Consider the following 11,745-nt stretch of genomic DNA (forward strand, 5'->3'; position numbering starts at 1 on the left):
TCTTTTATGATACCTCTGTAAGCTACATAAAAGAGAGGTGAAGATGGATGTTGAATCAAGTTGCTCTCGTTGGCAGGCTCACGAAAGAACCCGATCTCCGCTATACACCGGACGGAAAAGCTGTATCAAATATTACCTTGGCGGTTACCCGGAATTTCAAAAACGCTGATGGAGTCTATGGGGTAGATTTTGTGAACTGTACTCTTTGGAACCGAGCGGCCGAAAATACGGTTTCTTATTGTCAAAAAGGCTCTGTTGTCAGCATTGTTGGCAGGATTCATACGCGTAACTACGAAAATCCTGAAGGGAAACGTACGTATGTAACGGAAGTCATCGTGGAAAGTGTAAATTTCTTAGATCGTAAACGAATAGAAGAGGATCTTCATGATAATCCAGAAAGCAGTCTGGAAGCAGACACAGCGCCCATACTATGAATGAGCGTGAGGTAATCGCAGATATGATTAGAATCGTTGGCAGTGTAAACAGCCGTGTAGCCAAGAATGAATCGGATTTAAGGAGAATTGAACAAACCCTCCAAATGCTCATGAAAGAATTATCAAGTATGAAGGAACTGCAATACCAATTATGTGAACAAACGTATCAGCTCCACGAACATTAATTCCTCCATAAACGTACCTACAGACAAATCCTCCACTGCAAATAATTAAGTACATCCTCTCGACAGCCGCCCATGCGCGGCTCTTTTTCAATTAATTGGGATAATTTTTTCATTTTAGGGTAAAGTTCTATTAGAAATTCAATTGAAATTATTGGTAAAATAAAAGTAGATACATAATTTAGGAAAACAGCAGGAGGTATTTAAGGTGAAAGCAAAAGATTTTATGATTAAAGATGTAATCAGCTTAGACGAAAATGCAAGTGTTAAAACATTGTTGGAAATACTGATGAAACATAAAATCGGGGGACTTCCTCTGGTCGATCAGGATAATAAACTATTAGGGATCGTGTCAGATGGAGATGTCCTAAGATATATGAATCCGAAAGCATTCATTTCCTATTATGTTACTTACATAGAAGAATTGGATGAAACCTTAAGATCTAAAAGTGAATCTCCGGTTAAGGCCATCATGACGAAGAAAGTTATCTTTGTTCGTGAGGAAGATGAACTTGAGGATATCCTTAAACTGCTGGCAACCCATCACTTTAAAAAGATACCTGTCATCAATGATAAGCGCGAAGTCGTTGGTGTCATAAGCCGTGGGGACATGATTCGTAAATTAGGCGAGCTTATGCTTGATAAAATTTAAAAAGAAGGAGGCCTATTTTTTAGGTCTCCTTTTCATATAATCTACTGGCGTACGATGGTTACATAAAAACGTCCCCAACAACTTTTCCATAAGAAATCGATATTTAAAATAGTATTAATCGTGTCACGGTGCTTTTCAATCATTCTTTGTGCAAACATATTAGCATCCCGTTCAACCCATTGTGATTGATAGCCGTTGCTGCCTGTGTTGATATAAGGCCTATTATACTGCCTTTTCATATGGACACGCTGGTAAGCATGCCGTATTTCATGAAAGAGATCCTGCAGTAAAAATAGCTGCATAAGGCCGCGTTCATATTTTTTATTTTTCACTGTATGGTTAAAGGGGAATAAAGCGATCTTTCCAAGTTTATGATATCCGCCCAATGTGCCGTTTAATGCATCCTCGTAACACCAATCATCAATAAATTCCTTGCCGTAATTCTCACGATCATGAACCACTTGATCGGGATGATCGTAAATGGAAACAGTCATTCCTAAATATTTATAATCGTCATGAAGTAAGTGAAGTATTTGTTTGAGCTGGAGTTCTGAAAGGATATTCGAATGATTACGTAAAACCGTTTTGGCTAATTTGGCGGGGCGACTTAAAGTTCTTTCAAGCAATAGGTTTTCTTCTACTATCATTAATGCAAGCAACTCCTGTTATTTAATCTGGCTGTTGTTGGGCATATTTCAGTATATGCCGGGCCCGCGACTAAGCATTCACAATAAATTACGTCAAAAAAATGATAAGAAAAATGTGGAAAAAGAAGGAATAATGTAGAGAAGTATACAATGAAGATGAAATTTCGTCAAATAAGTGGTTTAACCTATAGTTAAAGAGGGTAAGTAAATAAATTGCTAAAAAGAGTTACTGTTTCTACAAAATACCACACTTTGATTAGTACGGTAAAATTAACCAAGAAGACAAGTGGTTCTGTACAATTTAGAACGTCCATGAAACATATTTGATAAATAAAGGTAGGGTAAAATGATTACTGAAACTGAGACATATGTATCGCCCTTTACACAGTGGGCACCCATCACTATAGTAGCAATAATTGTTTTAAGCATCGTTGCTATCGTTATATTAGGTGTTTACTTATTTAAAAAGGCACGAAAGAAATAAGTATATAAAAAGATAAGCTACTGTATTTAATAAATTATGCCTATTGAGATTGTACATTTAGTACAGTCTTTTTTTTCATATATGTTTCTTTAGTGGGATAGGTAATCCTACAATCCAGCTTACAAAAAACCAGGCAGAGATTTTCTCTGCCTGGTTTAAATTTACCTCGCCAAAACTTATCTCTCCAACACCAGTAAATCCTTCAATTCGTCTGATGATAGTTCGGTGATCCAATTGTCGCTTTGGACGATTTCGTCGTTAAGCGATTGTTTTTTCTCGAGCATGACATCGATTTTTTCTTCGAGCGTGCCGGAGGAGACCATCTTATGGACGTGGACAAAACGGGTTTGCCCAATTCGGTAGGCACGGTCGGTTGCCTGATTTTCAACGGCCGGATTCCACCAGCGATCATAGTGGATGACATGATTGGCTGCTGTCAGGTTGAGTCCCGTACCGCCGGCTTTCAAGGAAAGCAGAAGGATCGGGAACTTGCCATCCTGAAAATCGGCTACCATCGTATCCCGTTGTTTTTTACCGGAGCTACCATTCAGGAATGGAACGACATGGCCGTACCGGCGTTCTGCAATATGTTTGATCATGTTGCCCATTTCAATATATTGAGTGAAAATGAGCACACTCTCGTTTTGTTCGTAAATGATATCGAGCAATTCGATTAGCTTCTCCATTTTGCCGGAGCGATGAAGAATATGCTTAGGTGATTCTTCTTTTAAATAAAGGGCAGGATGGTTACAGATTTGCTTCAGCTTGGTCAGCATTTGCAAAATAAGTCCTTTTCGTTCAAATCCGCTCAGTTTTTCAACTTGATCAAGCGTATCCTTAACGAGCTGTTCATATAAAGCGGCTTGCTCAGTGGTCAGACTGATAAATTCCTTTTGCTCCAATTTATCAGGCAGATTAAGGGCAACCTCTTCATCCTTTTTCGTCCTTCGCAATAGGAAGGGTTGAATAAGCTTCTGCAAGGTGACGATTTTTTTCTTATCGCCATTGCGTTCGATTGGCCCAGCAAAGGTTTTATCAAATTGCGTTTGAGAGCCTAAATAGCCTTTATTCGTGAAATCAAAAATGGACCAAAGCTCACTCAACCTATTTTCCATCGGAGTCCCTGTTAAGGCGATGTGATGGTTTCCTTCAAGCTTGCGGGCCGAGCGGGATTGCTTTGTATGGGAATTCTTGATATTTTGCGCTTCATCAAGTACCACTGCATTCCACTGCATCGATAAAAAGTCTTCCTCATCCTGATGGAGCAGTCCAAAGCTTGTCAGAACCACATCGGCATTGCCAAGCCCTTCCTTAAACTGTTCACCCTTCATACGAGTAGGACCGTAATGGAGATGGACGTTCATGGATGGAGCGAATTTTTCAATTTCCTTCTGCCAGTTTCCGAGTACGGAGGTCGGACAGACAATTAAGGAAGGTGTTTTCGCCGGGCCGTTCTTCGCTTCGACCGCTAATAAGTAGCCGATCAGCTGAATGGTTTTCCCTAGACCCATATCATCGGCCAGACAGGCGCCAAATCCATATTCACGTAAGAACATCAACCAGCTCATTCCCTGTTGCTGATACGGTCGTAATTCTCCCTGGAAGGCAGACGGCACCGGAACAAGCGGGATATCTTTCAGCGAGTTAATTCGAGTCATAAATCGTCTCAAATCACTGTTCAGCTCGAATTGGATGCGGGCATAGTCCGCTTCATTCTCATCCTCAAGATCCTTATCCTGTGCCAGTTCCTGCTGAAGCAAATCATTGATACGCAGTCCACGCTCATCTGCTTCTTTTTTCAGTTCCTGCATTCGTCTCATCAGGGCAGGGTCCAGTTTCACCCAGCGGCCTTTAATATAGACAAGTTTGCGTTTTTCCTCGACCAGCTTGTTAAATTCATCCTCAGAAAGCTCGGCGCCGTTTACGGAGAAACGCCAATTATAGTCGAGCAGAGCGTTCATGCCCACAAAAGATTTTCGTCGGCTTGGCGAATTTTTCACCTTCGCTTTCATGGCAATCTTGGCATCTTTAATCGCCTGCCACCATGATGGCAATAGAATTTCAACGCCAAGCATATGCAAGACTTCAGATGCGTCGGTTAAGAAATCCCAAGCCTGATCCTCGGTGACGATATCGTTAATCCACGGGAATAATTCCTTCCAGCGGGCGATTTCTTCTTCCGCTTTCTCCAACTGCTTCTTCCAGGCAAATGGAATCTTTGCGCGATCAGCCCAAAGGAAAAAATGGTCTTCATTTCGCTTGCCGCGCAGAAACGGTTCAAGCTTCCACTGATCAACCTCATCCCCAGCCGCAAAATCAGGCTCGCTCAGGCGCATCCCGAGCGTGAAGGGCAATTCATCGTCCTTGGCACCGGTCCAAATTTCCCAGCGATCCCCGTCAAAAAAGCGGCTCAGAGCCTTCGTGGAAATATTTTTTTCAGCAAACAGGTCTAACAAATCACCGACCCGATGATTGCCGGGACGATCTTTAATCGCTTCATTTAGCCATTCCTCGGCAAAGCTCCGGACTGTGATGGTCGTAGCGCCATCCCCCTCATGTTTGGCCATTTCCTGTTCCCAGAAGGAGTCCTGGAAGTCCTCGAGAATTTCCTGAGGAAGAGGGAATGTGATAGCATCCTGATTGGTATCGCTAAAATCAGGCATAACAGTACCACTTTCAACTGTTTCATATAAGGATTGTGCCAAGGCTAAACAGATGGAGGCCCAATTAGACCAGGACCAATTGATAAAGCTGTTGAAAGGCTCTTCTGCCAGCACCTTCATCCATTTATGAGCAGAGAGCAGGACACCGCTTTTGCCATCGAACGTTTCGATATCCACCTTCGTTCCATAGAAACTGTCTGCGTCCCAAAGAAAGAAGCTTGTCGCCCACAGTTCGGCAGGAACAGGCTCACCCTCATCCGTTCCGTAAATAAAGACGCGTCCGCCTTCAAGTAATTCAATTTGAATGTGAAGAGTCTCAATCAGCTGCATCAATTAACTTTCCTTTCTTTAGTTCTTCCTGAAAAGCACGTAATCGCTTATTTGTATCACTGATATAGTGAATATAGGAATCCCAGACATTCACTTGCTTCATTTTTTTATAAATCATCCGCAGTTTTTTTAAATAACGAACCGCTTCCCGGTAGGAGGCACGATTTTTAGATGCAATCAGGCTGACCACCTGCAGATGAAAAATCGGAAGGAGGACTTCAGGCTGCTCCTTTTGAATTTCCTTCGTTTGATTGGCCCATTCATACAGGACGTCGACTCGTTCAGCGACCTGGAGCTCGACCCATTTTTTATACTCCTTTTTCTCAAATAAGTAATGGGAATAGGGAATTAGGGAGTAAGGAATCGATTCCCTGAGTATACGCTCTAGTAAATCAAATCGTTTCGCCGCTGAGCAAAATGGCCGAATCACCTGCAGGGCATTGTACAAGAATCGCGTTCGTTTATACTCCTGGGTCTGGTGGTCATGTAAGTAGGACCTGATATTTTTCGAAAAGAATTCAACAAACGGAATCATTCTTGTCTGTTCCTTTGCCGCCAGCATTTCTTCCAATACAAAGAGAAGGAAGTAACATGCGATGGGCCCCAATTTATTCAGACATGACAACGCATGATCATCCTTGCCATCAACCAGGTATAAATGAATCATCATCCAAAAGGTTAACTCAATCTGAAAGGAGTTGTTGAGAGCTGGAAGCTTCGCAGATAAACGTTCAAGTTCAGCCATACGCTCTTCTTTTGTCGTGATGACAGTAGACCATACTAGACGATAGATCTCCCAACGATAATAGCCGCCTTCCATATCTCCAGCCGTCAGCTGCTTCGTTTCGGCAATAAAGGAGTGAATAAACTCCTCCGAATCAAATGGGCGTATAGAGGATTCGAACCGATGGACCTCATCCTTAAAGGCTAAGAATAGTTCATGAATCATCGAATCCAGTGTCTCTTCCTGGAAATGATCCTTTTTCTCGCTCTGCAGATCAAATAAATGAACTAAGCCGATATAGTACGCAATGCTTCGGTATAAAGGCACCCATTGACGGTTGGAAGGCTCGCTGCGCTGAATGACCCGTTGATAATTAGACGCAGACCGGTTCATCCCGACCATAAAGAAAGGAGGAACCGTCAACTCTTCGCGTGCAGACCGAATAAAGAATTCCTTCCAGGCGCTGTATTGGTGATCCGGTTTAGCAGGCAGGCTTTTATCCTTAAATACTGGACCGTTTTCAAGTGACTTATTTAAATGGTACATTGGGTTCTCTTTGTTCTTCCAGTTATCCACCCATTCCGTTACACTGGCTTCCTTACTGTAAGCAGCGAAGAAGGTGGCAACTTGATGCCGGCAAAGATCAATGGCTGGGCAAGAACACGAGCTATTGCTAGGAAAACTCAAATCCAATGTGACATTTACCCGTGTTACGTCTTGGACGACACTATGAATTAAATCCGAATCAACCGATAATTTCCCCACCGCTCCCTGACGATAAAGAACCAGTCCCTTCGTAATTAAATTAACGTCATTAATTGATTTTGGAGAGAGAATATCCGAAATACGCTCTCCATAGAATTTTAGTTGCTCCTGCATACATCATTCTCCTTACGAGACAGTTTAACCAAGTTTATTCTTAATTGTAACAAAACTAGCCGAAAAAACGTATGAAAAGGGGGCAGGAAGTAGAAGACTAGAGATAAAAACTAAAAGAAGAGAATGCGATGAACGTAAATAAAGGTGCAGAGAAGCGAAAGAAATATAGATGGATGTGGATCACTGGGTCCGTATTCGTGATTTTACTTATTGTAGGATATCCTATTTATCAAGCGTTTCATGCGATATCAGATCCTCTGAAGGAACGCCAATCAACCTTAAGAAAAGAACAGATTGATTTAACGAAAAAGGACCCGTTTTCGTTATTGCTGATCGGGATTGAAAAGAATGGCAGACCGGACACAACGATGGTCATAACCGTCAATCCACGGAAAAATACAATTAAAATACTTGGTATTCCACAGGATACAAGGGTACAGATGGCAAGGTCCGAGGAAATGGATAAAATCAGCCATGCTTATGAATCAGGTGGAGTCGAACTGTCGATGGAGACGGTCGAAGAGTTTTTAGACATTCCCATTGATTATTATGTCAGCATCAATACGGATGGGGTGGAGGATCTGGTCGATGCCATCGGAGGCATTACAGTCGAAAATCAAATGGAATTCTCGTATGATGGTCAACATTTTGCTACAGGGAAAATCAGCCTGAATGGGGAGGAAGCATTAGCCTATATGCGCATGCGCAAGCTGGAGCCAAATGGCGAGGAAGGCCGGCAGAAGCGTCAGCGTGAGGTAATCGGAGAGGTCATTCGAACGGGTGCCAATCTTCACAGCCTAACGAACTATGATAAAATCGCTACCACTCTCATGAATAATGTGAAAACAAATATAACCCTGTCAGAGATGATTAAAATAAAGAATAACTACCAAGAGGCGGTGCAACATATCGGCCATATCAACATGGAGGGCACGGCCGAAAAAATAAATGGGATTTATTATGAAGTAGTCAATGCCGATGAATTAGAAAGAATTAAAAGGATTTTGAAAAAACATATGGAATATAATAGGGGTAAACAATAGATAAATCATAGTCAAAATATTCATCTAGGAATATTCCCTTAGTTATAAAATAAAGCGATTGAGCTAGCATAATGACATGAACATGCCGTTTCATAATTATTTTGACCCTAAATGGCCAGACCACTTTCGGAGGTTCTCCTGTTACACTAGGAACAAATAACCAATGAAGGAGGCTGGGCATAGTGGATTTAAACGTAAAAGTACAACCAAAGTTTATTGACGGTGAGTGTTCAATTGAATTTTCGTTCTCTTTTGACCGAGAAAATATGAAAATAGGTGAAGCGGTTATCCTGACCTGTGAAGAAGAAATGGATGCACAATTGATTGAAGAAAAGCTAATGCTTAACCCAAAAAAGCGTGAAACAAAATACCCGAAAATTGCCTTTGTCACGGATCTAGTTATCATGGACGGACATAAAACAGCCGCAATCAATGAAATTACAAAATTTCTGGACGTCATTGGAATCCAAAACATTCGGTACCAGGATCATCAACTAGCCACCATGGCTTAAATCATAGATAAGGCCAAATTTCCCTCGAGAAGGCGGAATTTGGCCTTTTTACATGAGTAAAATGCTATTTTCCTTCGCTGATTTTATCCTTGGAATTGAATATAAAAAGACTAAGTAAAATGACTTTTCCATTTTAAAGGAAAATCCTCTGAGAATGTAGAATGATAAGCATTAATAGGAGGGTGATAGTATTGGAGAATAGGGAAGCAGCAAAAGCAAGGAAACGATATATTAGAGACATGACTTTATTATCTATCGTGTTAGGCCTATTAATTATATCGGGAATCGGTTTTCTCTTACACAACTCGTACCCACAATTTGCATACGTATCAAGGTGGTTATATTTAGTCTCGCTAGCCTTATCTACCACTTATTTGATTTATTTAAATGAAACCGCGTTTAAAAGAGCCTATCTGATGATTTGGATAATGATTATCCTTGGAATGTTTGCTACAGCCAAAGTGTTAATAGCCTTGACATTTTAATGCCCTTTTAGGGATAATGATGACTAAAAAGTTCCCTAATTTTAAGCATTTCCTCCTAATCAATCGATTGATTAAGAGAAAATGCCCGGTTAAGGATTCTTTACCATTTACCTGATCGCTGAATTCCAGTAGGATAGGAATATGAATAATACTAGGAAACAGATTATATACCGTTTAATACCGTTATTGATGATTGTGGGAGTCGTCTTTTATTCGTCCTCCCAGCCATACTCTGAACAAAATATCCAGCCGCTCCTTGGTGAAAACTTAAATCTTCCGGATTGGGTAGTGGCCTTGCTTTCGAAAATCAGCTTTACGTATGTTGGCTCTGAGGTCAGTGTGGAAGCAAGAGGATTGCCAGGTTTTATTGAGTTTTTCATCCGAAAGGGTGCCCATTTTGGCGTTTACTTAGCGATGGCTTTCGTATTAGCGAGTATCGTTAGGATATGGGTGCAACGGGCTGGGAAAATAACAGCGATTACCTTGGGGATTGTCTTTTTATATGCCTGCTCAGATGAATGGCACCAGTCCTTTACTGGTGAACGTACCCCGCTCTTTCAGGATGTTATGATTGATACAGTCGGTGGATTAACAGGAATTTCCCTATATTTCTTATGGAAAAGATATCGAAAGCCACAATAATGTAGAGGGCTTGTTTTCAAGTTAGTTGAAAACAGGCTCTTTCTTATGGCGAGTTTACCCATTATCTAAATCACCAACCGCCGGAAACGAAAAAGGCTTCTTAAATCCGAAAAAATATGGCGGCCTAACCTATGAAATACTTGGCAATCCCCAAAAAGATGTGTACACCATTCAGACAAGCTCATTTGGAAAAGTGAATGTATACGCAGCCTCTTCAACTGGGGCGAAGATTGTTACGGTTTAATAAAAGAAGCTGATCATTCTGCAACATGATCAGCTTTTTTACTGTATAAATCCTCAAGTTGGGATTTTTTATCTCTTATAATTTTCATGTATTTTTCGTCCTCTATTAGTTCAAAGATCATGATTGTCTTATTTAAGTAGAGAAGAGCTGTAGAAATATTTCCGAGCTTTTCATAATTATAGCTCATATGATAATGCAATTCACCGATTGGAAATAGGTTGTCTTTATCCAAGCAATATTTGATGGCTTCCTTACAATAAACGATAGACTTATCATATTCAGTAAATCTTGTGTATACTCTAGCCAGATTATAATAAAGCCTTGGCATAATCGTATGGTCACTAAGATAGAACAACTGGTCCAAGTGGGTTTTTGCTTCAAGGAAAATATCAAGAGCGAGTTTGAGTTCATTTTCAACAAAATAGACAGATCCAATAGATAAAAGAAGCTCAATCTCTCGTTCAGTCCAAACCTTGTCTAATGTATGGGTAATCGAAATAGCTGATTTTAATATTTCAATCGACTTATCTGCATTTTTATGAACGACATGCTCACAAATCCCTTTATGCCAAAGAATAAGCTGACGGTTTCTCCCGTTTTGCATGAATAATGGATTTTTTTCCTCTAGTTTTATAATGCGCTGCATTTCATCATAGCGCATATTTCTTCTTGCCAATCGAAGCTGGCGGGTTACTTCGTTTACATAGTCTACTCGGGGAGTTGAACCAATTTCAAAGAAATAGTTGACATCGACACCTAGTTTTTGTGATATTAGGTATAATGTATTCGCATAAGGAAATACATCGCCTTTTTCAATCTTGCTAATTTGAGCTTGGGTACAAATACCCTCTGCCAATTCCTCTTGTGATAGTTTTAAAGATTTCCTCAACTCTCTAATCCGTTGCCCTATAGCGGAGAAATCCATCATAGAGTTCCCCCTCCCTAAAAGTATTCCTAAAGTTATATTTAACTAGATCTGTGTATGTATATATTTGTTTTTATCTAATAATCGTGCCTAAAGTCCTTCATTTTGAACGTTTGGTAAATTGTTGAAGTGTGATTAACTATATGTATAGCACATATAACAATTATAACTCCAAAATATTGGAATAAAAGGAGAATGAGCATGAAAATGAATTTTAAGACTATTGGCACAGGAATTCTGGGTATTACCGTATTAACATCTGTATTGACATTCAACGTGAAGCTGGCAGAGCTACCACAAATGTATAATGTAAAACCAGATGTTACCGTGGTAGAGTTACCACAGATGTACAACGTGAAACCGGGTCAAACAGTAGCTGAGTTACCGCAAATGTACAACGTGAAACCGGATCAAGCAGTAGTAGAGCTACCACAAATGTACAACGTGAAGCCAGGCCAAACAGTAGCTGAGTTGCCACAAATGTACAACGTGAAACCAGGCCAAACAGTAGCTGAGTTGCCACAAATGTACAACGTGAAACCAGGCCAAACAGTAGCAGAGCTACCACAGATGTATAATGTGAAACCAGGAGTAACAGTAGCTGAATTGCCACAAATGTATAACGCGAAACAGGGCCAAACAGTAGCAGAGCTTCCGCAAATGTATAACGTAAAACCAGGTAATGGAGTGAAGAACTTTGCTTAGTCGTCATTCATTTATAATGTTGCAAAAAAAAGAGCAGGAAGACAATCATTCTGATGAACTACCTACTATTTATAGAGCATGGAAATAATACATTCTTACTGATATTAAAATAGTTACAGAATACAGAGGAGGTAGCTGCCTCTGTATTTTTATATAATTTTCTAACCAACAAACCAAATGGGCTATGGATATAT

Annotated in this window: 13 protein-coding genes; 9 read left to right on the forward strand and 4 right to left on the reverse strand. The window is 40.5% G+C overall.

Annotation, left to right across the window (positions count from 1 at the left end; translation table 11 throughout):
• The first annotated feature begins 47 nt into the window (after positions 1-47).
• The 3 genes from ssb (at position 48) to AC58NB_RS00985 (ending at position 1,268) form a co-directional block, all read left to right on the forward strand.
• Positions 48-434, forward strand: coding sequence for a single-stranded DNA-binding protein (gene ssb, locus AC58NB_RS00975; RefSeq protein WP_497424935.1), 387 nt, complete (start codon positions 48-50; stop codon positions 432-434).
• Positions 431-619, forward strand: a complete 189-nt coding sequence (locus AC58NB_RS00980) for a hypothetical protein (RefSeq protein ID WP_497424936.1) — start codon at positions 431-433, stop codon at positions 617-619. Before ssb ends, AC58NB_RS00980 begins: the two co-directional genes overlap by 4 nt.
• Before the next feature lie 205 nt (positions 620-824).
• The gene (locus tag AC58NB_RS00985; RefSeq protein ID WP_497424937.1) at positions 825-1,268 is read left to right on the forward strand and encodes a CBS domain-containing protein; all 444 of its coding nucleotides are present in this window, start codon (positions 825-827) and stop codon (positions 1,266-1,268) included.
• Between the two features lie 41 nt (positions 1,269-1,309).
• Here AC58NB_RS00985 and AC58NB_RS00990 read toward each other — a convergent pair whose 3' ends face one another.
• From AC58NB_RS00990 to AC58NB_RS01000, 3 genes are all read right to left on the reverse strand, one after another.
• On the reverse strand, positions 1,310-1,915 hold the full coding sequence (locus AC58NB_RS00990; RefSeq protein ID WP_497424938.1) for a DUF3920 family protein: 606 nt from the start codon (positions 1,913-1,915) through the stop codon (positions 1,310-1,312).
• Between the two features lie 660 nt (positions 1,916-2,575).
• Positions 2,576-5,392, reverse strand: a complete 2,817-nt coding sequence (locus tag AC58NB_RS00995; protein WP_497424939.1) for a DEAD/DEAH box helicase — start codon at positions 5,390-5,392, stop codon at positions 2,576-2,578.
• Entirely contained in the window at positions 5,379-6,995 is a 1,617-nt protein-coding gene (locus AC58NB_RS01000) for an SWIM zinc finger family protein (protein WP_497424940.1), read from the reverse strand. Before AC58NB_RS01000 ends, AC58NB_RS00995 begins: the two co-directional genes overlap by 14 nt.
• Before the next feature lie 128 nt (positions 6,996-7,123).
• Between AC58NB_RS01000 and AC58NB_RS01005 the strand changes: the two genes are divergently transcribed.
• The 5 genes from AC58NB_RS01005 to AC58NB_RS01025 all read left to right on the forward strand — a co-directional run bounded on the left by AC58NB_RS01005 (position 7,124) and on the right by AC58NB_RS01025 (position 9,921).
• Entirely contained in the window at positions 7,124-8,038 is a 915-nt protein-coding gene (locus AC58NB_RS01005) for an LCP family glycopolymer transferase (protein ID WP_497424941.1), read from the forward strand.
• 182 nt (positions 8,039-8,220) lie between these two features.
• The gene (locus tag AC58NB_RS01010; protein ID WP_497424942.1) at positions 8,221-8,550 is read left to right on the forward strand and encodes a hypothetical protein; all 330 of its coding nucleotides are present in this window, start codon (positions 8,221-8,223) and stop codon (positions 8,548-8,550) included.
• A 191-nt stretch (positions 8,551-8,741) separates the two neighbouring features.
• On the forward strand, positions 8,742-9,035 hold the full coding sequence (locus AC58NB_RS01015; protein ID WP_497424943.1) for a hypothetical protein: 294 nt from the start codon (positions 8,742-8,744) through the stop codon (positions 9,033-9,035).
• A 141-nt stretch (positions 9,036-9,176) separates the two neighbouring features.
• On the forward strand, positions 9,177-9,677 hold the full coding sequence (locus AC58NB_RS01020) for a VanZ family protein (RefSeq protein WP_497424944.1): 501 nt from the start codon (positions 9,177-9,179) through the stop codon (positions 9,675-9,677).
• Between the two features lie 25 nt (positions 9,678-9,702).
• Complete coding sequence (locus AC58NB_RS01025) at positions 9,703-9,921, forward strand: hypothetical protein (protein WP_497424945.1); 219 nt, start codon at positions 9,703-9,705, stop codon at positions 9,919-9,921.
• Positions 9,922-9,934: 13 nt separating this feature from the next.
• Here AC58NB_RS01025 and AC58NB_RS01030 read toward each other — a convergent pair whose 3' ends face one another.
• Positions 9,935-10,849, reverse strand: coding sequence for a helix-turn-helix domain-containing protein (locus tag AC58NB_RS01030; protein WP_497424946.1), 915 nt, complete (start codon positions 10,847-10,849; stop codon positions 9,935-9,937).
• 198 nt (positions 10,850-11,047) lie between these two features.
• Here AC58NB_RS01030 and AC58NB_RS01035 point away from each other — a divergent pair, with 198 nt between their 5' ends.
• Complete coding sequence (locus AC58NB_RS01035; protein WP_497424947.1) at positions 11,048-11,551, forward strand: hypothetical protein; 504 nt, start codon at positions 11,048-11,050, stop codon at positions 11,549-11,551.
• Positions 11,552-11,745 lie beyond the last annotated feature (194 nt).

Source organism: Pradoshia sp. TA40_28 (genome assembly GCF_059694525.1).

What these genes read in the sequence shown, in the direction of transcription:
- AC58NB_RS00995 (WP_497424939.1), bottom strand. Translation starts at nt 5,392, where the DNA reads ATGCAGCTGATTGAGACTCTTCACATTCAAATTGAATTACTTGAAGGC.
- AC58NB_RS00980 (WP_497424936.1), top strand. Translation starts at nt 431, where the DNA reads ATGAATGAGCGTGAGGTAATCGCAGATATGATTAGAATCGTTGGCAGT.
- AC58NB_RS01000 (WP_497424940.1), bottom strand. Translation starts at nt 6,995, where the DNA reads ATGCAGGAGCAACTAAAATTCTATGGAGAGCGTATTTCGGATATTCTC.
- AC58NB_RS00990 (WP_497424938.1), bottom strand. Translation starts at nt 1,915, where the DNA reads ATGATAGTAGAAGAAAACCTATTGCTTGAAAGAACTTTAAGTCGCCCC.
- ssb (WP_497424935.1), top strand. Translation starts at nt 48, where the DNA reads ATGTTGAATCAAGTTGCTCTCGTTGGCAGGCTCACGAAAGAACCCGAT.
- AC58NB_RS01035 (WP_497424947.1), top strand. Translation starts at nt 11,048, where the DNA reads ATGAAAATGAATTTTAAGACTATTGGCACAGGAATTCTGGGTATTACC.
- AC58NB_RS01030 (WP_497424946.1), bottom strand. Translation starts at nt 10,849, where the DNA reads ATGATGGATTTCTCCGCTATAGGGCAACGGATTAGAGAGTTGAGGAAA.
- AC58NB_RS01005 (WP_497424941.1), top strand. Translation starts at nt 7,124, where the DNA reads ATGAACGTAAATAAAGGTGCAGAGAAGCGAAAGAAATATAGATGGATG.
- AC58NB_RS01020 (WP_497424944.1), top strand. Translation starts at nt 9,177, where the DNA reads ATGAATAATACTAGGAAACAGATTATATACCGTTTAATACCGTTATTG.